At 67.9% G+C, this 20,939-nt stretch carries 27 protein-coding genes and 2 pseudogenes; 15 read left to right on the top strand and 14 right to left on the bottom strand.

From position 1 onward, the window contains the following. Positions 1 to 160: 160 nt before the first annotated feature. On the top strand, positions 161 to 568 hold the full coding sequence (locus E1294_RS22760; RefSeq protein WP_132511255.1) for a hypothetical protein: 408 nt from the start codon (positions 161 to 163) through the stop codon (positions 566 to 568). Positions 569 to 686: 118 nt separating this feature from the next. After that, complete coding sequence (locus tag E1294_RS22755; RefSeq protein ID WP_132511253.1) at positions 687 to 1,133, top strand: hypothetical protein; 447 nt, start codon at positions 687 to 689, stop codon at positions 1,131 to 1,133. A 351-nt stretch (positions 1,134 to 1,484) separates the two neighbouring features. On the opposite strand, the gene E1294_RS22750 is transcribed toward E1294_RS22755, so the two are convergent. Continuing rightward, entirely contained in the window at positions 1,485 to 2,693 is a 1,209-nt protein-coding gene (locus tag E1294_RS22750; protein ID WP_132511251.1) for an FAD-dependent monooxygenase, read from the bottom strand. An 87-nt stretch (positions 2,694 to 2,780) separates the two neighbouring features. On the opposite strand from E1294_RS22750, the gene E1294_RS22745 reads away from it, so the two are divergent. From E1294_RS22745 to E1294_RS52870, 4 genes are all read left to right on the top strand, one after another. Next, a complete protein-coding gene (locus E1294_RS22745; protein WP_132511249.1) occupies positions 2,781 to 3,413 on the top strand; it encodes a TetR/AcrR family transcriptional regulator in 633 nt (210 codons plus the stop codon). 121 nt (positions 3,414 to 3,534) lie between these two features. Further along, a complete protein-coding gene (locus E1294_RS22740; RefSeq protein ID WP_132511247.1) occupies positions 3,535 to 3,822 on the top strand; it encodes a hypothetical protein in 288 nt (95 codons plus the stop codon). 232 nt (positions 3,823 to 4,054) lie between these two features. Then, complete coding sequence (locus tag E1294_RS22735) at positions 4,055 to 4,270, top strand: hypothetical protein (protein WP_220447883.1); 216 nt, start codon at positions 4,055 to 4,057, stop codon at positions 4,268 to 4,270. Between the two features lie 101 nt (positions 4,271 to 4,371). Continuing rightward, the gene (locus tag E1294_RS52870; protein WP_165977427.1) at positions 4,372 to 4,623 is read left to right on the top strand and encodes a hypothetical protein; all 252 of its coding nucleotides are present in this window, start codon (positions 4,372 to 4,374) and stop codon (positions 4,621 to 4,623) included. A gap of 213 nt (positions 4,624 to 4,836) precedes the next feature. Here E1294_RS52870 and E1294_RS22725 read toward each other — a convergent pair whose 3' ends face one another. Genes E1294_RS22725 through E1294_RS22715 form a run of 3 tightly spaced genes read right to left on the bottom strand, consistent with a single transcriptional unit; the run spans position 4,837 to position 7,324 of the window. Next, positions 4,837 to 6,012, bottom strand: a complete 1,176-nt coding sequence (locus E1294_RS22725; protein WP_132511245.1) for an NAD(P)/FAD-dependent oxidoreductase — start codon at positions 6,010 to 6,012, stop codon at positions 4,837 to 4,839. Next, entirely contained in the window at positions 6,012 to 6,212 is a 201-nt protein-coding gene (locus E1294_RS22720) for a ferredoxin (RefSeq protein WP_132511243.1), read from the bottom strand. The genes E1294_RS22725 and E1294_RS22720 overlap by 1 nt, the downstream gene beginning before the upstream one ends. Before the next feature lie 17 nt (positions 6,213 to 6,229). Next, complete coding sequence (locus E1294_RS22715) at positions 6,230 to 7,324, bottom strand: cytochrome P450 (RefSeq protein WP_220447882.1); 1,095 nt, start codon at positions 7,322 to 7,324, stop codon at positions 6,230 to 6,232. Positions 7,325 to 7,566: 242 nt separating this feature from the next. On the opposite strand from E1294_RS22715, the gene E1294_RS22710 reads away from it, so the two are divergent. Continuing rightward, positions 7,567 to 8,190: a TetR/AcrR family transcriptional regulator gene (locus E1294_RS22710; RefSeq protein WP_165977426.1), complete on the top strand. Its 624-nt coding sequence runs from the start codon at positions 7,567 to 7,569 to the stop codon at positions 8,188 to 8,190. A 6-nt stretch (positions 8,191 to 8,196) separates the two neighbouring features. On the opposite strand, the gene E1294_RS22705 is transcribed toward E1294_RS22710, so the two are convergent. The 6 genes and pseudogenes from E1294_RS22705 to E1294_RS22680 form a co-directional block, all read right to left on the bottom strand. Beyond that, complete coding sequence (locus E1294_RS22705; protein WP_132511239.1) at positions 8,197 to 8,763, bottom strand: tyrosine-type recombinase/integrase; 567 nt, start codon at positions 8,761 to 8,763, stop codon at positions 8,197 to 8,199. A 58-nt stretch (positions 8,764 to 8,821) separates the two neighbouring features. Continuing rightward, entirely contained in the window at positions 8,822 to 9,496 is a 675-nt protein-coding gene (locus E1294_RS22700) for a DUF899 family protein (RefSeq protein ID WP_132511238.1), read from the bottom strand. Between the two features lie 129 nt (positions 9,497 to 9,625). Next, positions 9,626 to 9,930, bottom strand: a pseudogene (locus E1294_RS58140) (transposase); the annotation flags it as partial. 16 nt (positions 9,931 to 9,946) lie between these two features. Further along, positions 9,947 to 10,102, bottom strand: a pseudogene (locus tag E1294_RS58135) (ester cyclase); the annotation flags it as partial. A gap of 315 nt (positions 10,103 to 10,417) precedes the next feature. Continuing rightward, on the bottom strand, positions 10,418 to 10,849 hold the full coding sequence (locus E1294_RS22685) for a DoxX family protein (RefSeq protein ID WP_132511236.1): 432 nt from the start codon (positions 10,847 to 10,849) through the stop codon (positions 10,418 to 10,420). Positions 10,850 to 10,896: 47 nt separating this feature from the next. Beyond that, positions 10,897 to 11,241: a VOC family protein gene (locus tag E1294_RS22680; protein WP_132511234.1), complete on the bottom strand. Its 345-nt coding sequence runs from the start codon at positions 11,239 to 11,241 to the stop codon at positions 10,897 to 10,899. Between the two features lie 84 nt (positions 11,242 to 11,325). Here E1294_RS22680 and E1294_RS22675 point away from each other — a divergent pair, with 84 nt between their 5' ends. Then, a complete protein-coding gene (locus E1294_RS22675) occupies positions 11,326 to 12,195 on the top strand; it encodes a sigma-70 family RNA polymerase sigma factor (RefSeq protein ID WP_132511232.1) in 870 nt (289 codons plus the stop codon). Between the two features lie 430 nt (positions 12,196 to 12,625). Here the strand turns inward: E1294_RS22675 and E1294_RS54640 are convergent, their stop codons facing one another. Continuing rightward, on the bottom strand, positions 12,626 to 12,952 hold the full coding sequence (locus E1294_RS54640; protein WP_220447879.1) for a group II intron maturase-specific domain-containing protein: 327 nt from the start codon (positions 12,950 to 12,952) through the stop codon (positions 12,626 to 12,628). Between the two features lie 117 nt (positions 12,953 to 13,069). Here E1294_RS54640 and E1294_RS22665 point away from each other — a divergent pair, with 117 nt between their 5' ends. The 3 genes from E1294_RS22665 to E1294_RS22655 all read left to right on the top strand — a co-directional run bounded on the left by E1294_RS22665 (position 13,070) and on the right by E1294_RS22655 (position 14,639). Next, the gene (locus E1294_RS22665; RefSeq protein ID WP_132511273.1) at positions 13,070 to 13,390 is read left to right on the top strand and encodes a TnsA-like heteromeric transposase endonuclease subunit; all 321 of its coding nucleotides are present in this window, start codon (positions 13,070 to 13,072) and stop codon (positions 13,388 to 13,390) included. Positions 13,391 to 13,851: 461 nt separating this feature from the next. After that, entirely contained in the window at positions 13,852 to 14,280 is a 429-nt protein-coding gene (locus E1294_RS22660) for a spore-associated protein A (protein WP_132511230.1), read from the top strand. A 20-nt stretch (positions 14,281 to 14,300) separates the two neighbouring features. Then, positions 14,301 to 14,639, top strand: coding sequence for a hypothetical protein (locus E1294_RS22655; protein ID WP_132511228.1), 339 nt, complete (start codon positions 14,301 to 14,303; stop codon positions 14,637 to 14,639). Here the strand turns inward: E1294_RS22655 and E1294_RS22650 are convergent. Then, positions 14,627 to 15,019 carry a spore-associated protein A gene (locus E1294_RS22650; RefSeq protein ID WP_132511226.1) on the bottom strand — a complete coding sequence of 131 codons (393 nt, stop codon included), beginning with the start codon at positions 15,017 to 15,019 and terminating at the stop codon, positions 14,627 to 14,629. The genes E1294_RS22655 and E1294_RS22650 overlap by 13 nt on opposite strands. A 65-nt stretch (positions 15,020 to 15,084) precedes the next feature. Continuing rightward, entirely contained in the window at positions 15,085 to 15,258 is a 174-nt protein-coding gene (locus tag E1294_RS52865) for a hypothetical protein (protein ID WP_165977425.1), read from the bottom strand. Positions 15,259 to 15,485: 227 nt separating this feature from the next. On the opposite strand from E1294_RS52865, the gene E1294_RS22645 reads away from it, so the two are divergent. Then, positions 15,486 to 16,508 carry a helix-turn-helix domain-containing protein gene (locus E1294_RS22645; protein ID WP_132511224.1) on the top strand — a complete coding sequence of 341 codons (1,023 nt, stop codon included), beginning with the start codon at positions 15,486 to 15,488 and terminating at the stop codon, positions 16,506 to 16,508. 251 nt (positions 16,509 to 16,759) lie between these two features. Here the strand turns inward: E1294_RS22645 and E1294_RS22640 are convergent, their stop codons facing one another. Then, positions 16,760 to 18,022, bottom strand: coding sequence for an NsdA family TPR-like regulatory protein (locus E1294_RS22640; RefSeq protein ID WP_132511222.1), 1,263 nt, complete (start codon positions 18,020 to 18,022; stop codon positions 16,760 to 16,762). Between the two features lie 452 nt (positions 18,023 to 18,474). On the opposite strand from E1294_RS22640, the gene tgmA reads away from it, so the two are divergent. The 3 genes from tgmA to tgmC are packed head-to-tail and all read left to right on the top strand — an operon-like array spanning position 18,475 to position 20,823. Then, entirely contained in the window at positions 18,475 to 18,723 is a 249-nt protein-coding gene (gene tgmA, locus E1294_RS22635; protein WP_132511220.1) for a putative ATP-grasp-modified RiPP, read from the top strand. Positions 18,724 to 18,725: 2 nt separating this feature from the next. Further along, positions 18,726 to 19,691 carry an ATP-grasp ribosomal peptide maturase gene (gene tgmB / locus E1294_RS22630; protein ID WP_132511218.1) on the top strand — a complete coding sequence of 322 codons (966 nt, stop codon included), beginning with the start codon at positions 18,726 to 18,728 and terminating at the stop codon, positions 19,689 to 19,691. 4 nt (positions 19,692 to 19,695) lie between these two features. After that, complete coding sequence (gene tgmC, locus E1294_RS22625) at positions 19,696 to 20,823, top strand: ATP-grasp peptide maturase system methyltransferase (protein WP_165977424.1); 1,128 nt, start codon at positions 19,696 to 19,698, stop codon at positions 20,821 to 20,823. Positions 20,824 to 20,939: the final 116 nt, after the last annotated feature.

Raw genomic sequence — 20,939 nt, 5'->3', positions numbered from 1 at the left:
TTCCGAGCCGAGTGTGGCCGCCCGGGGGGGATCGCCAGTGGACGGAGTTGCTGGACAGGTGCTTGAGACAGTCCTCGCTCGCCCATGACCTGCGCAGCGGCCCGGCAGGCCATCCTGGAGACGTCGGGAACTACTCCGAGCGTTCGGGGGAATGTCTCACATGTCTCACCTGCGAAGAATCATCGTCCGCGCCTCCTCTGCCATCCTGCCCGCGGGGGCCGTCGTCCTCACCGGCGGCCTGTCGGAGGCGGTGTCCGCCGACCGGCCCCTGGCCCCGTCCGTGCAGGCCACGATCCGTGACAACTTCGCCTGCGGGCAGGGACCCGGTGGGCTCAAGATGTCGATGCAGAGCAACCGGGAGATGGCCCAGGCGTGCGCCAAGGCCGGTGAGGTGGCTAACGCCTACACCGGCGCCCCGCAGCAGGCCAGCGCGGAGCGAGCCGTCTCAGTCAACGTCGACGGCGCGAACTGGGCCTGCGTCCACAAGACGGAGTCGCAGGAGGCCTACGTCGAGTGCTCTCACGCCGACGAGATGCTCTCGCTGTCCAAGTTCCAGCCTGTGAGCTGATGAGGAGTCCCATGATCTGGCCGGTGCGGCACCACCCGGGCGGCGCAGCCGCCCGCCCGCCGCGCCGTCCCTAACACCGTCGCGCACGACCCCGGTACTTCGGAGAGAAGTGTTCCACATGGGCAAGATCGCGATCCGCGCCTCCATCGCCCTGCTGGCGGCGGGGGCCTTCACCACCGTCGCCGCCGCCCTGCCACCCACCTCATCGGTTCCCGCGAGCCGGCCGGGCGTCGCCTCGCTCGCGGCCTACCGCCCCGTGAGCCTGAACCCCGCGTCCGGGGAGCCCGTGACCCGGGAGTACCAGTGCGGCACGGTCGGGCTGGACGTCGTGGCGAGCAGCTCAGAGGAAAGGGAGTACGCGTGCGACACCGCCAAGAAGGTAGCCAAAGCGGCCATGGAGGGCGGCGCGCCCGGACCGGCCGGCGGTTGGTCATCCGGCCTCACGATCGAGGTCGACGGGCAAACCTGGTCGTGCCAGAACCGCCAGGGCGACGACGACCCGGACCCGCACGGGATGTGCGTCAACAACAGCCGGGAGTCAGAGCAGGTACGCCTGTACTCGTGACGCGAAGAGCAGGGCGACGCCCCGTGATCCCCGCGCATGGTCGCGGCTCATGGCTCACCTCGGGGCTGGCAGAAAGCCTCCGACCAACCCCGGATGGCCGTCCTACACCAGTGCTCGCATGCGGACGAGCCCCCTGACGATCACCGTGAGAGAGGCAACGACATGATCTCGTTCCTGCTCATGACCCAGCTCGGGCTGGACATCAGCGCGATCAGGCGGCGGTCGGAAGATGTCCCGGACGAACCCCAGATGATGTCCCGAAACCCGGCCGCCGCCTAGATCCCGTTCCAGAGAATAACGATCACTGTCGATCCGCGAGCGTCCTCGAAGTAGGCTCGGCCCGGCCTTCGCTCAGAACGTGCGCGGCTGATGGTCCCGCACCGGGAACGAGTCGAACAGCCGCACTCCCTGGGAGCTGAGTGTGGCCAGCCATCGGGTGAGCCCGATGGGCAGGCGGGTGGCCAGTTGCGTGCCGTTCACCAGCATGGTCAGGCCCAATCGGTGCGAGGGCAGCAAGGTCTTGGCCATGCCGCGCGCGAATGCGCGGCTACGCCGGACGAATTCCTCCAGTTCGGCCTGGTAGGCGGCGAACGCCCGGGTGTGATCGCCGCCGGCCGCGGCCAACTGGCCGGCGAGCACGTACGCCGACACCACGGCGAGGCTCGTGCTGGCGCCGATCGCCGGGCCGGGTGACAGCCCGGCGTCGCCGACCAGCGTCACCCGGCCGCGTGACCACGTGTCCAGCCGGATCTGGGTGATGGAGTCGAAGTAGAAGGACGGGGTGCGGTCCAGTTCGGCGAGCCAGCGCGGAACGTGGCCGTCGAGGCCCGCGAAGTGTTCGCGGAGCAGGTTTTTCTGCCGGGGGATATCGCGGTGGTGGTAGTCGAGGGGGCGCTCGGTGCGGAACAGGAACAGCACGCGGGCGTCGTCCAGATGCGCGGCGGTGTAGACCATGGCGGTGCGGCCGATGTCGAAGTGGGCGATCATGGCGCCGTCGCGGGCCATGCCGCGGGGCACCGAGATGACTGCCAGGTACGCACCGACCCAGTGAGTGAACTGGGACTCGGGGCCGAAGGCCAGGCGCCGGACGGTGGAGTGCAGCCCATCGGCGCCGATCACCAGGTCGAACTGGCGCGGTCCGCCTTGCTCGAAGGTGACCTCGCCGTGCTCGGAGATGGAGGTGATGGAGTCGGCGAAGACGTACTCGGCCGTGTCGTGGGTCGCGTCGTAGAAGATTTCGCTCAGGTCGTCACGCATGACCTCGATGTGCCGGTCGGAAACAGCTGTGAAGATCTTGGTGTTGTCGATCAGGGCGGGCCGGCGGACGCCGGGGCGGTAGGCGAGCGTGCGCTCGGTCGCGGTGGACCGCTTCCGAATCGCCGGGAGCACACCCATGCGCTCGGCGATGTCCAGCGCAGGGCGCCACAGATCCACCGAGTGCCCTCCGGTCTTGCGTGGTTGCGGTGCACGTTCCACCACGGTCACCTCGTAGCCGTACTGGGTCAGCCAGTAGGCCAGTGCGGGGCCAGCGATGCTCGCGCCGGAGATCAGGATTCGCATGAAAGCCTTCATCCGAAGGCATAAGTGATAGAAGATCCGCCGGTTATATAGTACATACGGAGGCTACCCTCTCATATACTGGTGGACGTGACGTCCGACCAGAAGCTGCGTGCTGACGCCCGGCTGAACCGCGAGCAGATCATCGAGGCAGCCCATGCCCTCATCGCCGAGCACGGCGCCGACGTGCCGATGGAAGAGGTGGCCCGTCGCGCAGGGGTCGGCACCGGCACCCTGTACCGCCGCTTCCCCAATCGGCACGCGCTGATCCGCGGGGTGGCACTGGACAGCTTCCGCCGCGTGATCGCCATCGCCAGGACGGCCGAGGATGAGGAGCCGGACGCCTGGGCTGCACTGACGCGATTCGTCCATCAAGCCGGTGGCGAGCTGCGCCTGGCGGCGGGCCTGGCCATGCGCTTCGCCGGCACGTGGGCCACCCTTCGCGACGACCCGGAGAACCTCCGGCTGCGCGCTATCCTGCTGAAGATCCTCGACCGGCTCGTCCGCCGTGCTCAGGCCGAAGGCAAGGCGCGGGACGACGTCAGCGCCGCCGACCTGTCGATGATGATGGCTCTGCTGCTGCGACCGATGCCCGGCCTGCAACCAGACCTCACCCCGGCCGGCGTCGACCGCTACCTCACCCTCATGCTCGAAGGCCTGCGCGCCCGTCCCGACACCGCCCCCCTCCCCTCCCCGGAGATCACTGTCGCCGGCCTGGCGTGAGAACGCCAAGAGGAAACAGACGACAGGCGGTGTGACGCAGAAGACGAATCATCTGGCACACCCAGCGGCCGCCGGATCGTGTCCGCCCAGTTCGGCCTCCGCCGCGCCGCGGGCTACGTTCGTGCTGGCCGCGGCCCTGCGGGACGACCCCATGACGGCGGCCGCCGCGGCGACCACGGTGGCCGTGAACCTGCTGCTGTCACGCGCCGACCACCTGCGCATGCGCGTCCTGCACAATGCGGTCCCCCACCCACGAGGCTCCGGCCCCCGGCTCATCCCGGTGCGGGACTCCATGCAGCAGGCGACGCGCGCGTGGCAGATCACCGAGCAGGATCAGCGTCGTGGCCGACGCGACAACGAGCGGCGGAGCGACCAGGCCCAGGAGCAGCGAGGTGATCGCGGCCGGTAGACGGATGTGACGCATGGAAGCTCCCGTATGGGCGCTCGATGTCGCATGGTAGTCCAGATCTTGTACGTACGCTGGTGTCCCGGGAGGAGCGCAGGACCGTGGTGGTGGCGTCGGTGCCGGTCAGAGCTGAAGGCGTAGGTGCCGGTGCCGATGACGGCCGAGGAGACGTCCAGACCGGCCGCCTGGCCTGGCCGCGCCGCGGCCGATCACCGGAGCCGACAAGGTGGCCCGCATGATCGTCGAGGGCCTCGGCAAAGCCCGGATCGCGCTCACCAGCGAGCCCACCGTGGTCAACGGCAACCCGGCACTCCTGCTCCGCGTGGACGGCGAGATCGACGGCGTCATAGCGGTCCGGGTCGAGGACGCCCGCATCACCGGCCTCTACTACGTCCGCAACCCGCAGAAGCTGACCCGCATCGCATCGGAGACCCCACTCACCCTGCGATGAACACCAGCGGCGAAACAGCCACCTGACCAGACACCGCGTCTGGCTTCATCCCCAAACAGCCCCGAACAGATCCAGCCAAATCCCCTACCAGGAGGCCCTTCATGCCGAGCAGCGTTACCGGTGAGCGCACCGACCCGGAACTGCCGGTCGAGCGTGGCTGCCCGTTCGCCCCGCCCGCCGCCTATGGCATGGTCGCCGCCCAGGGGCTGGGCATCCTGGCCGGCGGCCTCCTCGTCGAAGCGGCCGGACCGGAGCACGGCCTGGCGATCGCCGGCGCCGCCGGGCTGGTCGCGGGAGTGCCGGTCCTGCTGGCCTGGAACAGAGCCACCAGGACAGTAACTCGCTGGCCCTGACCCCCCGTAGAGCTCCAGCAGAGCCCGGTCGCGATCACAGCGCATCTGAGTGAACAGCTCATCCCACGGGCGATCGGGAATCGCTCGTGGTGCCTGAGCAGGCACCTTCTGCCGCAAACGACTCCGGCGAACCACTGGCATCGGCTCCAACGGTGAACGGGTACGCAAGGGCCTGGCGACGTTCTCGCGAGGTCGTCAAGCTACATACGAGCCCTAGCCGGGGAACGCGGCCTTCTCGACGATCAGGCGGCGGGCCTCTCGCAGTTGCTTCGGCATGCCGGCCCCGACGGCGCCGACCACCCGACCTTCGCGGCCGTACACCGCCACGAATTTGCGCTCGGAAAGATCGCCGTGCCGCACCGCGAGGTCGCAGGATTCGTCGAAGTGGCCCCAGGCCTGCAATTTCAGGTCGTACTGGTCGGTCCAGAAGTACGGGACGCTTTCGAAGGGACGTCGGTCCGCCGGTGCCGCCAGCAGATTGGTCGCGGCGGCACGCGCGTGCTCGGCGGCGCTGGTGCGGTGTTCCACCCGCATCCGGGTGCCGAACAGCGGGTTGAACCAGCTCGCCACGTCCCCGGCCGCGTACACATCGGACTCCACCGCGCAGTACTCGTCGCAGTCGAGGTGCCCGTCGGTCAGCAACCCGCTGCCGGCCAGCCAGCCGGTGTTGGGAATCGCGCCGATGCCGACGACCACCACATCGGCGGGTAGCCGCTCACCGGTGTCCAGCACCACGCCGGTCACCGCGCCCTGCTCGGGGGTCAACGAGGAAACGCCGGTGCCGCAACGCAGGTCCACACCCCTATCGACATGCAGTGCGGCCAGCAGCTCCGAAACGGGCTCGCCGAGCGCCCGCACCATCGGCGCGGCGGCCGGATCGACCATGGTGACCGACAGGCCGATGTCGCGAGCCACCGCGGCGGCCTCGGCGCCGATGAACCCGGCACCGATGACCACCATTCGCGATTCCGGTCGCATCCGCGGTCGCAGTGCCAGCGCGTCGTCCAGAGTGCGCAGATAGTGGACGCCGGCCAGGTCGCCACCGGGCAGCCGCCGTGGGGCCGCGCCGGTGGCGATGATCAAGCCGTCGTAATCGACCGGCTCGCCTTCGGCCAGCGTGATCTCCCGCCGGTGCGGATCCAGGCCGGTCGCGGTGGCGCCCAACCGCAGGTTCAGGTCCAGCTTTGTCAGCTGTTCGTCGCTGCGCAGCCGCAGCCGTTCCGGTTCCCACTGGCCCGACAGCAGCTGCTTGGACAGTGGCGGCCGGTCATAGGGCAGATGGGATTCGCTGCCCAACAGCGTGATCCGGCCGGTGAAGCCGCGTTGTCGCAGGGAGTCCGCGGCACTGATGCCCGCCGCGGACGCGCCCACGATGACGATCTTGTCCACTATGGTGAGCCCTCGATCGAGATCGCCTGTCCTGGACACACCATGGCTGCCTCCCGGACGGATTCGTGTTGCTCCGAATCAGCGTACGGATGCAACAGAACCGCGATCCCGTCCTCCTCTCGCTGATCGAAGAGCTCAGGGGCGGCAAGCACGCATTGGCCCGCACCGCAACATTTTTCCTCGTCCAATGTGATTTTCATGAGGGCGTCTCTTTCGGTTACCAGGTCACCGGCAGCCGGTGGATGCCGTAGACGAGCGCGTCGCTCTTGAACGGCAGGCGCTCTACCGGGTCCGCCAGTGTCAGGTCCGGGATCCGTGCGAACAACGTGTTCAGCACGATCTCCAGCTCCAGTCGGGCCAGGTTCTGTCCGAGGCACTGGTGGATCCCGAAACCGAAGGCCAGGTGGTGCCGTGCACCGCGGTCGACGTCGATCTGATCCGGCCGCTCGAACACGTCCGGGTCGTGGCTGGCGGCCGCGGCCGCCACGATGACGCCGTCGCCGGCGCGGAAGGTGATGCCGTCCAGCTCGAAATCCTCGACGACCACCCGGGAAGTGGCGTTGTCGACGATGGAGTGGAACCGCAGCAGCTCCTCGACCAGCTGCGGGGTCCGCTCGGGCCGCTCCCGCAACCCGGCCAGCAGTTCCGGATCGTCCAGAAGGGAGGCCGCGCTCAGCGAGATCATGTTGGCGGTGGTCTCGTGACCGCCGACCAGCAGCAGTAGCCCGATTCCGGTCAGGGTCTCGCGGTCATAGGCGTCGATGCCGCGGTACTTGTCGATCAGCCGACTCAGCAGGTCCTCGCCCGGCTCGGTCTCCTTGCCCACGACCAGGCCGTTGATGTACTGGCGCAACCACAGTGCGGTGTCACGTCGCTGTTCGCTTGTCGAGTTGCGACTGAGAATGACCTTGGTTCTGCCCTGGAATTGGCCGCGGTCAGCGTAGGGCACTCCCAGCAGCTCGCAGATCACCAGCGACGGCACCGGCAGCGACAAGGCCTCCACCAGGTCGGCCGGCCGCGGTCCGGCCAGCATCTCGTCGATGGATCGGTCGGTGATCCGCTGGATCGCCGGCCGCATCTGCTTGACCCGCTTGACGGTGAACTCATTGGTGATCATGCGCCGGTGCTGGGAATGCTCCGGCGGGTCCATGGCGACGATCGTGCCCTTCAGCGGCACCGAGGCCACCCCGGGAACCAGCTGCGGAAAGCCGGGGTTCGCGCGGTTCGAGCTGATCTTGTCACTGGACAGGAATTCCCGCGCGAAGGCGTGCCCGGTGATCAGCCACGCTTGCTTGCCGTCCTGCAGGGTCACCCGCGAAATCGGTGCCTCCCGTCGGACTTGCGCGTACTGCGGCGGCGGACCGAACGGGCAGGAGCGGGGCATCGGGAATGCCGGGGGAGCCTGAGTGGCGGAATTTGTCATGATGTCACCTCTCGAATAAGAAACCCTTGGTTTCTTGTGTCCAGGGTAAGCTCGGCAATCAGGAAACGCAAGGTTTCTTGGGAGTTGTGATGCCGAACACGCCGAGGACGGCCCCCTCTACAGGTGAGCCCATGTCGCGCCGCCGGGGAGCCGAGCTCGAAGACGCCATCCTGGTCGCGGCTCGCGAGGAACTGGCCGAACTGGGGTACGCGAAGTCCACAATGGCCGGTATCGCGAACCGGGCCGGTACCAGCAAACCCGTGTTGTACCGCCGCTGGAGCAGCCTGCCCGAGCTGTTGCTGGACACGCTGAGGAGCCGGTTCGCCAACGTGCCGGTCCCCGACACCGGCGATCTGCGCGACGATGTGTTGGGCCTATTGCGTCAGGCGCAAGCGAACCTCGGCGACACCCGCCGCGACACGGTCTCCGGACTGATCGCGGACACGGTTCACGACCCGCGGCTGGCACAGCGATTGCGGGACCTCATCGCTGACTCGACCCTGTCGGACGCTATGTCCACGGTGCTGGAGCGCGCGGCCGAGCGCGGTCAGATCCCGCCCGGCCCCTGGCCGCGACGAGTGATAACCCTGCCGATCAGCCTGCTGCGGGACGACTTCGTGGTCTTCGGAATCTTGCCATCCGATGCCGACCTGGCCGCTGTCACCGACGAGGTCTTCCTTCCGCTGCTGGGTTACGCGTCACCTTCCAGCGTGGTTCGGAATGGCGATCGTCCGTCGAGCGAGCATCGAGAGTGATGCACGTCACTGATTGACACTGTCCGAGTGCGGTTCGCGAGTCTCGGGTCCAGAACCGAGATATGGGTAAACCGGCCATGAGTCGCTGGATCTCGGCGACAAGGACCAGGTCGGTCCTACAGCGAACCAGCGTGGTGCGAGCGTGTGGCGCAGAATGTGCGCCGTGGTGGCATCATCCAGCCCGGCCATCCGGGCAATCTCGGCGAGGATGCCGCCCGCAGCCCGGGCGGTCAGCCGTCCGCCCCTGGCGTTGAGGAACAGGGCTCGGTGGTCGCCGGCGTGGGGCCAGTCGGGGCGTTCATCCAGCCGGAGCTGCAGCTCGGTGCGGAGCCTGGGGTGGATGTCGACCTCGCGGAACTTGCCGCCTTTGCCGTACAGGCGCAGCCTGCCCTTGCGGGCCGACATCTGGACGTCCTCGACGTCGAGGCGGACGACCTCGCTGATGCGGGCGCCGCCGTAGTACGCGATCAGCGCGATGCACCGGCCGCGGGAAGACAGGTGCGCCTCCACGGCGCGCAGCCAGCGGATCCGGGCGCGCTCCTCCAGCGCGCGCGGTGCGCTCCGCCGCGGCACTCACCCTGGCCACGGTGCGGCTAGAGAGGCCAGGGGAGAGCAACTCAAGGGTTATCAGTTAGAGGTGCGGGAACCAGCCGCCTCGGCCGTGCGGGGTGAGGTCGAGGAGGTGCCAAACGGGGGCGAGGAGGTCGATGCCGCGCTCGTCGATGTCGTCGGCCATGCGGGGGTGGGCGGAGTAGAAGTGGTGGATCGCGCCGTCACCGTCGCGGGTGAAGACGGAGATGGTGGAGTCCTGTTCGCCCTCCTTGTCCTCGCTGCCGAGGTCGTACTTGAAGGTGCTGTCGCCGCAGCTCAGCAGCCGCAGCCGGTGCCAGCCGCGGTTGCGGGCGTGCTGCCGCAGGGCGGGCGGGTCGGCTGCCGCGGCGACAGCGAAGTCGGCGTTCCGGGCGATGTGGTGGGCGATGCCGTTGAAGCCGTCGATCCACAAAGTGCACATGGGGCACGGATCGGTCTGCAGCTTGCCGTACATGAAGTGGTAGACGATCAGCGGGCGGTCCTGCGCGGTGAAGAGCCCGCCGAGGGAGACCTCGCGGACCGGCGCGTCGCCCGCGTCGAGGTCGGCGGGGCCCTCGAGGAAGACGTAGTCGTCGACGGGCGGCCCTTGCGGGAGCGCCCGTCGCTGGGCCGCGACCTTCTCGCGGTGGCGCATGAGGTCTATCTCGGCCAGGCGCAGTCCCTCGCGGGCGGCGAGGTACTCCGTCGATTCGCCGGACAGTCTTGTCTGCCGCATAATGCCCTCCTGGGGCAGCGATCCCTGGGTTCCGGTCGGGATCCGCGGGTTTCCCCAGCTCTTCGGGTCTGGGTCACGTTCACGGACGTGGTGTGTGAATCGATCTTCGCGTGATCCTGTTTCTGCAGGTTAAGCGACAAGTTTCTGTGGGAGCGGCTTCTGGGTCGGTGTGTCGCCGACGACGAGGCGGACGCGGGCCTTGGCCAGGATGTCCAGGCCCATGTAGCGGCGGGCTCCGTGCTGAGTGCGCGCCGAGGCGGCGTCCGGCTGGTCGAAGATGGTGCGCACCAGGGTGGCCACGAACGGCTGGGCGGACTTGTTCACGCAGGTCAGGATGTTGCGCAGGTAGTGGCTGCGCCCCGTTGCCAGGACGCGCCCGCCACGGCGGCGCCGATAGCCGCCACGAGCCCGGCGTGGCAGTCGGAGATCACCAGCCCTCAGCCGTCTGGATCAACGAACCCGCCAAGGCTCGCCGGTGTGCGTGGCCCGCATCCGCCAGCGCACGGTGACCTGGTCGTTTTCGACCACCATTACGAGTATCTCGAATTTGGGATCCGTGTAAGCTGCGTGCACCTCACCGATGGCCGCTTTGAAGCCCTCGGGCCCGACGACGTTATGGCTGCCGCGCCTGCCCGGTCAGTTCGTGAACGACCCGGCTGCCTATCCGGCCGGTGGCCCCGGTCGCGAGTATCACGTGTTTGCTCCTTCCTCAAATGCTCAGCAGGGCGATGCGATCGTTATGTTTCCGCCTCGTCACGACCAGATAGTCACGCAGTACAACTCCGTCGCGGCGCCTCACGCACGCTCATCGAGATCTCGGCGCCAGTTCGGCGTTCATGCGGTTGCGTCCTGCAGGATGACCGGCTTCATGACGCCGTGTTCGCGGCGCCGAAGTAGACGAGGACACGGACGCGGGGCATTTCACGCACGCTGGGACACGCTGGGCAGTCGTTCCTGGCGCAGCAGGTCCCGCCAATCGGCCGGCCAGTTGATCAGGGCGAAGATGAACATGATCACCAGATTGGTGGGGGCGGCGACACGTTCGTAGAGCTCGCTGCCGGCGATGATGTGCGTCGTGGTCGCGGCGGTGAGGACCAGGATCAGGGCCGTCGCGCCGATGAACTTGAATCGTCGCCGGGGAATGACCAGCAACACGGCGCACACCCCCTCGATGGTCCCGACCACGAACCTGAACCAGGACGGGTAGCCCCACTCGACGAACTTCGCCGCGTACGCCGGCCCGAAGAACGTGGGGCCGGGCCAGTACTTCGTGACGAAGCCCATGAAGAACGTGAATGCCACGAACCAGTAGAAGGCCGTGAGCAGTCGTCGTGGCCACAGGCGGGTGGACATGATGGTTCCCTCCGATGTAACTCGTCCGGAAAATGGATGCCGCCGGTTCAGGCCGGCTGGATGAGGCCGATGACGTTGCCGTCCGCGTCGGTCACCGAAGCGATCAGCTTGCCCCCGCCGACGTCCTTGACCTCCTGCGACGTCTGCGCCCCCGCGTTGAGGAGCGCCCGCAGGCTCGCCTCGATGTCGTCGACGTGCCAGTAGGCGACGGGCCCGGACATCCCCTTCGTGTGGCCCTGCGGGTCCAGGCCGATGTTCTGGCCGTTGATGGAGAAACCGACGTAGGAGGGCTCGTCCATGTACGGCTCGACGCCCAGCAGTGCGCTGAACATGGCCTTGGCGGCGGCGAGATCCTTGACCGGGTGAATGACAGTCTTGATGCCATCGTTCACGACGTGCTCCTCGTGTGTGCCGGTCACATCGGCGAAGGCGGACGGGTCATAGACATGACACGACCCGACGAAGGAATGTGACCGATGGATGACCACGAGTTTCTGGCCGACCGATTCGAGGAGCATCGCCGTCACCTGCGAGCGGTGGCCTACCAACTGCTCGGGTCACAGAGCGAGGCCGATGACGCCGTCCAGGAGGCGTGGCTGCGGGTCGGCCGCTCCGACACCAGCGAGGTGGAGAATCTGACGGGGTGGCTGACCACGGTCGTCGCCCGCGTGTCGCTGAACATGCTGCGCTCGCGCACCACCCTGCGCGAGGACCCGTTGGAGGCGGTGGCTCCGGACTCGGCCGGCGACGGCGGGAGCGATCCGGAGCAGGCCGCGCTGGTGTCCGACTCGGTCGGCCTGGCGATGCTGGTGGTGCTGGACAAGCTCGCTCCAACCGAGCGGCTGGCCTTCGTCCTGCATGACGTCTTCGCTGTGCCGTTCGAGGAGATCGCACCGATCGTGCATCGCTCCCCGGCCGCGGCCAGGAAGCTCGCCAGCAGGGCCCGGCGGCGGGTCCAGGGGGTGGACCCGCCGTCCGGTGCCGACCTGCTGCGGCAGAGAGAGATCGTCAGCGCCTTCCTCGCGGCCTCGCGGCGCGGCGACTTCGGCGCCTTGCTCGCGTTGCTCGACCCGGACGTGGTGCTGCACGCCGATAGTGCGGCCGTGCTGACGGGCGCCTCCGGGCGGCTCCGCGGCGCTTCTGCGGTGGCCGAGACCTTCCGCGGCCGTGCCCAAGGCGCGCGACTGGCGCTGGTCGACGGGGCCGCCGGAGCCGTTTGGTCAGGGGGCGGGCAGCCGCGCATGGCGTTCGATTTCACGATCGGGGCGGGGAGGATCACCGAGATCAACCTGATCGCAGACCTCGACCACCTTCGCGAACTCCATCTGGAGGTCATCGAGGACTGACGAGGGCGCCGTGCCGGACTACGGGTTCGGCGCGTCGTCCGTACCACTCAACCACCATTCGGCGCCAAGAAGGACATGCTGCATGAGCATTACCGAGTTTGCGGTGAGCCGTTCTTGAGACGGCTGGACTGAGGTTGACGGGATCCCGTCTGATCATCGCGATCAGGCCGGCCGCACCCGGCTCTCCACAAGCCCGGATGGTTCGTGGTGACGTGTTCTCATCCCGTGGTGGCCCAGGGAATCGGGATGGCCGCACCCCGATAGCGGTAGCGCGTGGTGCCTACCGTGATCGGGTTGAACAGCTCTCTGTTCTCACTGGCCCACCAAGATCCGCGACCGCCGTAATGGCGACGGATCTTCTTCCAGGCCGTCCTGGGGTGCTTGCGCTGTATCCGTCTCCAGACGGTTTGCCACAGGTAGTGGCGCGCAGCTAGGAGAGGGTCACGAAGGACACCCCGGGCCGGAAGTAGGCGCACCAGCCCTGCACTGCCGGGTTGAGCCGGACAAGCAGGGCGTCGGGCGGCTGGTTCGTCCCGACCTCTCGGCACAGCGTCTTGACCGCGGCCATGATGGACCACAGGGCCTTCTTGGCCGGGTGGGCGTAGACGTAGTACTGGTTGCTGCCCGGTTTCCGGTGGCGCTGGGTGCGCCACCCTAGGAAGTCCAGGCCCTGCTCGATGTGGGTGATCAGAGTCGCCCTCCACGATCCATTCGTACTTCTTGGACGTGAGGAGGCGCACCTCGGCCACCGCGTCATGAGCCCGGCGGTTCGGGCGGAACCCGTAGGAACACAGGAAATCCGCCTCGAAGATCGGCTCAAGCACCAGCTTTAAGGAAGCCTGCACTACCCGGTCGTTGATCGTCGCGATTCCCGATCGGTGCAGCTTGCCGCCGGATTTGGGGATCATCCGCTCCCGCACCGGCATGGGCCGGTGCGGGGTTCCGCTGGGCCAAGGGCGGCCGGGGCTTCGCCGGTTGGTACTGGCCAGCAACTACCGGCGGCCATGTCGGTGACGAATCATGGCTGGAGCGGGACCGGCTGATCCTGCTGGACTTCGATCCGCAGGTGGTAGGGATCGCCTCGCAGCCGTTCTGGCTGCACTGGCGTGACGGTGACGCTCGTCGTCACGCGCCCGACTACTTCGTACGGCTTGCGGACGGCCGCGCGAGGGTGATTGCGACAAAATGCCGCTGACCTGCAGGAATGGGTCCCTGCCCAGGGTGGTGCCGGTCCTCGCCGAATATCCACGGCGGGGGGCACAGAGGATCTCTCCAAGCTCAGACGGCCGTCACCGTTTCCCGACGCCAGGCCTGTGACCAGGCCTGATTCGCACACCGCTCCCTCGCATGATGTTGCCGGAGCACCATCCTGCCAGCCGCAAGTGCTGACCGGCACCGGTCGGATGATCCAGACTGCTGCGGGTCAAACGGGTTGGCGGGTGTTGTCCGGGCTTCATTGTCCGAGAGGTCCTTCGAAGCTCGGTCGAGCCCCGCAATGAGAGGCAGGCTCACCACGAGATGAGGAGCGTTTCTCGGTTGGTTTCCACAGGTGCCAAGAGCACCCGGAGATCTCCTGCAACTCCGGCTCCGGAAGGATCTGCGTCCTCGCCTACGGCTCGGGCGCGATGACGGCACCACGGCAAAATAAGGAAGCATATGCGTTTTCGTAATAAGCTCGCCGCCGTGGCGAGCGTGGCCATGGTCTCCGCCTGGCTGGTGGGGACCGCTGCTCCGGCGAGCGCGGCGAGCCCGTGCGGCGGCGGCTACAAACTTGTGGGTACGTACAACATCAAGTTGGGGGGTTCGAAGTACGGAATCCTTGAGATCCGCTGGAACTCCGGTAAGGGACGGAACTGCGCGGTGGCCTACGGCCGGGGCAGCACCTATGGTTCCAAGGCCTACAAGTCGGTGTGGATCAAGACTTCCGGCGCCTCCTCATGGGCCGACTCCGACAGCGGCCAGTTCACGTACTACGCGGGTCCCGTCTACGTCTCGGCCCGGGACAAGTGCATCACCGTGCTGGCGACCGTCAAGGGCAGCGGTGGATACGGCGACGTGAGGGTGGACGGAGTCCACTGCGGCTGACCGCCGCCATGGATCGCCGCATGGCCGGTGAGAGCGCCTGGGTTCCTTCTGGCCGGGCCAAGCTGATGGCGAGGATGGCCGGCCGGGCGCCAACCGGCCGCGCCGTCCTCCCGATGAACCGCGTGCCCCGACGCGCTGATGCGGTCCTGCCGCCAGGGATGGTCGGTGCCGGCGCGGTCCGCGACCAGGTCGCGGACCGCGCGCTCCAGGCAGATCGGTCGCCGCGATGCGCCGATGATGGTAACAATCTTGTCGAGGATGGCCTGGCTCCACCCAGCGCGATCGCGCCTCAGGCTCTCGACGAGATGAACTCTGGGGTGAACGGCATTCAAGCGGCGTTGAACGCTCAGCCGCAGTAGACGTCGGTGACGCCCTCAGCCGGGTTGTTCCTGCCGACCTGGCCCTGGAAGCTGATGCACTTGCCCTTGGCGTACACGCTGACCGGACCGGCGTAGGTGGTGTAGGTGTCGGCGTCCCTGTCGGAGGCGCCCGAGGTGGAGATGGAAACCATGATGTACTGCGCATTGCCGGGTTTGTTCGTGTAAGTCATCGCGCAGTTCCTCCCGGTGGAGGAGTTGTAGTAGACGGCGATGTATCCGCCGGTGATGGACCAGTTGTCCAGGTGGGTGCCGGAACACACGGCCGCCGAGGCCGGAGCCGATGCAGCCGCCACGAGGCCGGCGCCGAGCGCCAGCGCGCCGGCGAAAGAGGTCAGTCTCCGGAACAGTTCGACTCTCATATGCAGCCTGTAGAACCTTTCGCATTCGAGGCGGTATGGCCCTCAACTCACGATGGGGCAGCGCATCAGGGCTCGGTCTGGTCCTGCCAGCCGAGGTTGCCGGGGCCACAGTCGGCGTCCGGCATGCAGTCAACGGGCGGCAGCGCGACCGTGCCATGGTCGCTCACGCTCACGGAGACGGCCCCATGCGCCAGGCCGACGAGCGCGGCGGCCGCGAGCGACAGGATGGCTCCCTTCATGGAGATAGGACTCCTCGCAGTATCACGTGTACGGAAAACCGACAGAGAAGAGTTTCGGGCAGCCGTCCCGAGGTGTCATCGTTTCTGGCTGTCACCATGCTGCCGTGGCACCTTGATGCCTCGCGGAAGGTGTTACGGCAGCCCGCCGGTCGGCCTCAATTACGGACGTCTCCGCAACGGGTTTCGTGCGGCCCTCACTGTCGTCGTTCCTTGGCCATAGTGAACCTATGACACGAGGATTTTTCGCCACGCTGGGACTCAGCGTCGACGCTGAGTCCCTTTATCGCGTCATCATGCGCGAGCCAGGGCTGCAGGTGGAGGAGCTCGCCATCCGCATCCAGCTGCCACCCGGGCACGTGCACGATGCCCTCGGCGAGCTGACCCGGCTCGGGCTGATCCAGCCGTCCTGGGAACGACCGGGTCACCTGCACCTGGTGGACCCCGAGATCAGCCTCACCTCGCTGCTCGCCAGCCGCGAGGCCGAGCTGCTTCAGCGTCAGCAGGCGATCGCCGCCGGCCGCGCAGCGGTGAACGACCTGATCGCGGAGTACAACGGGCGTAACGGCGCCCCCAGCCGGGCCGAGATCAAGTACCTCTCAGGCCTGGACGACATCAGGACGCACATCGAGGTCATGGGGCGTGAATGCGTGTCCGACGTGATGGCGTTCGTGGACGGCGGACCGCAGACCAGGGAGAACATGGAGGCCAGCAGGCCCCAGGACCAGGCGGTCCTGGCCCGCGGCGTGCGGATGCGCTCGATCTACCTGGAGAGCCTGTCCAACGACCCCGCCACCCTCGCCTACGTCAACTGGCTGACCGAAGAGGGAGCGGCGATCCGCACCACTCCCGTGGTCCCGCTCCGGATGATCATCTTCGATCGGCGGGCGGCACTGCTTCCGGTGCAGATCAACGACACGTCCATGGGGGCCATGGTGTTGCGCCAGAGCAGTGTGATCACCGCCATGTGCGCGCTTTTCGAAAAGCTCTGGGAGGACGCCACCCCGATCGGCGTCGCCCCCCAACGCGAGCACGACGGCATCAGCCGCCAGGAGCTTTCCCTGCTCAGGCTCATGGCCGAGGGCAACACCGACGAGGTGTGCGCCCGCAAGCTCGGCATCTCGCTCCGCACCGAACGCCGCCTGGCCGCCGACCTGATGGCCCGCCTCAACGCCAAGAGCCGTTTCCAGGCCGGCGTCCTCGCCACACGGGCCGGCTGGCTCACTGACGACGTCGCCGCGCGCCTCCCGTGACCGCGGCGGCCAGGACCCGCCCTCCCCTCGCGCCGCCGCGCCCGGCCCGGCGGGGGCGCGGAGCCACTGTCCGCGCCGGCTGTCGATGTACGCCTTGCTCTTGCGGACGGCTACCAGGCCCTCAGCTTGACGAAACCCTTCGGCCACGTAACGGTCGACACTGCGCTGACACCCACACAAGATCACAAACGGGTTCGGCTCGCAGTCCACGCGCAGCCGTGCGCGCATATACGCGATGACCTGGCTAGCAGTCACGCACCGGCCGGATAGGCGGCGAGCAGCTCCCGCACCTCGGGCACCGACCCGTACGGTTCGAGTCGCTGCAGCACCACCCGCGCCCGTCCGGCCGTGCGGTCGCTAGCCACGTCCTGCGACAGCTCCAGCATCCGCCGGGCGGTGCTCGCCGCCTCCTCCGGCTCGTTCGCATCGGCCAGTGCGACCGCCAGCCACGACAGGTAGAGGGCGAGTTCCCGCGCGTGGGTGGCGTCGTACCGGGTGAGGACACTCGACAGGATCGGCACGGCCCGCAGCGGCTTCCTCAGCTCCGTGTACACGCGGGCTTCCATCACCTGCAACTCGCCAGCGTCCACCCAATACAGATAGCCGGGCCCCTCCTGCCTCCGATCCGCCGCCAACGCCTCGCCAGCCTCGCCGAGAGCCCGCATTGCCGCCTGCGCGTCGTCCTCGCGGGTGTGCGCCCACGCCAGCCGATCCCACGCCAGCGCACGAGCACGGCCCAGCGTGTTCGAGCCCGCAGCCTCGACGGCGGCCATGGCTAGCGATGCTGCCTCGCCAGGGTCGCCCACGTTGGCCACCTGATAGGCGAGCGACCCGACGAGATTGGACTCCAGCGTGCCGTCCCCTGCCTCGCGTGCCGCGCTCGCGCCGAGCCCATACGCCTGCGCGGCCTGCGCGTGCTGGCCTGCGTCGGAGGCGACCCACCCGGCGATCTGCGCACACTCGCCGATCACGGACAGGAGCTTCCGGCCGTTCGCTTCCGTGTGGGTGGACTCCCGGCAGAGGCGCACGGCGGCGCCCAGTTCGCGGAACGCGGGCTCGATCAGGTCCTCACCGCCGAGCACGTCGTCAGCGAGCCGCAGAGCGTGGACGCGCGCGGACAGGTCGTCGATGGTGCTCTGCCCGACACGTCGGCCCGGCCGGGAGCCGAGGGGTGCGAGCGGGTCTCCGCCCGGCAGGATCGCCGCGAGCACCTCGGCGGGGTTCTTGCGGGGTGGCCTGAGCGGTTCGGCGAACAGGTCCGCCTCGTCGATGCCGAACGCGAGAGCGTACAGCCTGCGGTACATGTCGCCCGGCCGCCATCTACCAGCTTCCCAGTCGCGGATTTCTCGCATGAGTGATGTCCGAGCCGGGAAGTGGGCCTGCACCTCGGGCGGCGCGGCCTCGAACAGCTGTCTGGCCATCTCTTTCTGCGACCAGAAGCGGGCCAGACGTTCGGCTTTCAGCCGTACAGCCCATGGCGGAGGAGCCTTGCGCGGCTGGTGCTGCTCGACCATGGCGGACCTCGCGGGGCTGGGGGTCTCTCCGCTTCTCTCCTCTATCCTCTCCTATCGCCTGCTGTTACGCAGCGTTGTGATGGACCTGTGAATCTGGACACGGACGGCTTCTACTCCTGGTCGGCACGCGATAGCCGCGGCACCCGGGGCGCCGGCGGTGTGACCGACCACAGCGGGCTCGCGGTTGAACTACTTTTCGCCGCTCTCCGTGATCTGTCGCCTGGCGCTGCTGGCTCGGTCCGCATCGTTCGCTTGGACCGGCACGCAAGCAACCCCGCCTACACACACGGCAGGGTCGTGTTCCGCACCGGCCAGGAGAGCGACAGTCCATAAGCCCCCGTGCCCGTCGTGTCGGGTGCGGCGCGGCGGGCCGAGGTTCCACCCCCTGAGCGGGCGCGGCGGCGGGACCGGTCGAATGGAAGCGCCGCCGCGCCCCTACAAAAGGAGGTCTGATGACCATCACGTCCACACGACCGTGGGGCATGACCCGCATGAAGCCGCCCCTGGAGGCGGTAACCCTGCCGTGGGTGGCGGCCGAGCTTGATGAGACCACCCAGCTCGCTACCTACCGCGACGCGGACGGCCACGCCGTCGACACCGTCACATGCGGAACCTTCGTGACGGTCACGACGTCCAAGCCGCATGACGGCTCGGGGAACGCTTCTCCGGTCGCGGACGACTCGAACACCGACCAGAAGTAGCCATGCGATCCTCTCGGGGCACCGTCATGGTGATCACCTGCATGGATGACGTCACCGCCAACCCCGTCATCGCCGCGTCGAACGAGCGCGGCTCGCGGGTGGCCCGGGTGGATCCGGCTGACATCGGCCCCGATCTGACGTTCAGCGCGCAGATCGGGGCCGATCAGGTCGGATGGACCGGGTCGTTGCGGACCCTGACTCGCGACGTAGCGCTGGAGGACGTGCAGGCCGTCTACTACCGCCGCCCGTCGCCGTGGCGCTTCCATGAGCTGCCGCCGCAGGAGCGCGAGTTCGCCAAGTCCGAGGCGCGGCACGGGCTCGACGGCATGCTCGCCGCCCTACCGAGATGCCGGTACGTCAACCGTCCGGCCGCCGTCGAGCGAGCCGAGGTGAAACCGGCGCAGCTCCAGGTGGCCGCCGAGGTGGGTTTCGACGTGCCGGCAACCCTCATCACGAACGACCCCGGCGCCGTCCGCGAGTTCGCCGCCAAGCACGCCCCGATCGTCTACAAGTCGTTCCGCGGCGTCCCTGCAGCCCCAGGCGGCGAGGTGGCGGCCATCTGGACGCAGCGCATCGATCCGGCCGACGTCGACGAGTCAGTCAGGCTCACCGCTCACCTGTTCCAGGCCGAGGTGCCCAAGACGAGCGATGCCCGCGTCACGGTGGTGGGCTCGCGCGTTTTCGCTAGCGAGATCACCGCGCTGGACGGGACGCTCGACTGGCGCCGCGACGACTGGGACCGCCTCGTCCACACCCCGATCGAGGTGCCCGCGCCGATCAAGGTCGCGATGCGCTTCTACCTGCGCCGCTTCGCCCTCGCGTTCGGCTGCTTCGACTTTGCGCTGACCGGCTCGGGAACCGACCGCCAGCGGACGTTTTTGGGATGCAACCCCAACGGGCAGTGGGCTTGGCTGCCCGACGCGCCCGCGATAGCAGCGGCTCTCGCCGACACCCTGCTGGAAGGATGAACCCATGCACGAACTGACCGCCAAGGTCCGGCACGAACTCGCCGCCGAGATCGACCACCCGCGCTGGCGTGCAGCGCTGGAAGCGGTGCCGCGCGAGCTGTTCGTCGGTGACAACGTGTTCCATCCCGACGCCCGCGGCTGGGTGCCCGTCCACCGCTCGAAGATGAGTCCCGAGGATTGGCTTGCCCTCATCTACTCCGACCAGAGCTTGGTGACTCAGGTCGCCGGCGTCCTGGCCGAGGATGCCGGCGAACCGATCGCCAACGTGTGGGCGACGTCGTCGTCTACGCTGCCCAGTCTCGTCGTGCGCATGCTGGACACGGCCGGGATCAGCGAAGGCGACAAGGTGCTGGAGATCGGCACCGGCACCGGCTACTCCACGGCGCTGATGTGCCACCGGCTCGGCAGCGGTGCTGTCACTTCGATCGAGTTCGATCCGGCCGTTGCAGGACGTGCGAAGACAGCGCTCACAGCGGCAGGGTATGCGCCGACCCTCGTGCAGGGAGACGGGCTTGATGGCTTCGACCGCAACGCCCCGTACGACCGGCTCCTCGCCACCTGCGCGGTGCGGACAATCCCGCTCCGCTGGTTGCGGCAGGTCCGCCCTGGCGGGACGATCACCACGCCCCTGCTGGGCTGGATCGGCGCTGGCGCGCTGGCGCACCTTCAGGTCGCCGACGACGGAACCGCGAGCGGCACCTTCCCGGAGGTTGTGTACTTCCAGCCCGCCCGGCCGCACGCTGCTCCGCCCATGGGCATGATGAAGCTCGGTGTCGGCGACGCCAGCCACACCACCATGGACCCGGCGCTGCTGAACGATGAGACGGGTCAGTTCGTGGCCCAACTCGCCGCTCCCCACGCGCAGCATGTTTGGGTCGAAAGCACTCTGGCACTGCACGACGTGGAATCGGGCTCGCATGCCGACGTCGAGCCTGCGGACTCAAGCGGATGGGTTGTCCACCAGTACGGCCCGAACCGCCTGTGGGACGCAGTTGAGCGGGCCCTTGCCTCGTGGTTGGACGCTGGCAAGCCGCACCAGTCGGCGTTCACGCTGACTGTGACGCCCGAGCGGCAGTGGGTCTCACTGGATGTGGGCGGCTCCGGCAGCCTCCGATGGAATCTGCCTGCCTGACCCGGGCATGACGAAAGGGCCCCGTAGCCTCCCGGCGAGAGGAGAGGAAGAGCCGTGGGGGATGGCGTGGGGCCCTTGGCGATCGCGGGTGCGCTCATGAGTGAAAGCGGCAGTGT

Origin of the sequence: Nonomuraea diastatica, from assembly GCF_004349015.1 — a bacterium.
Lineage (GTDB): Bacteria > Actinomycetota > Actinomycetes > Streptosporangiales > Streptosporangiaceae > Nonomuraea > Nonomuraea diastatica.
Note: the sequence above shows the minus strand (reverse complement) of the source record. Positions and strands in the feature narration are given on the sequence as shown.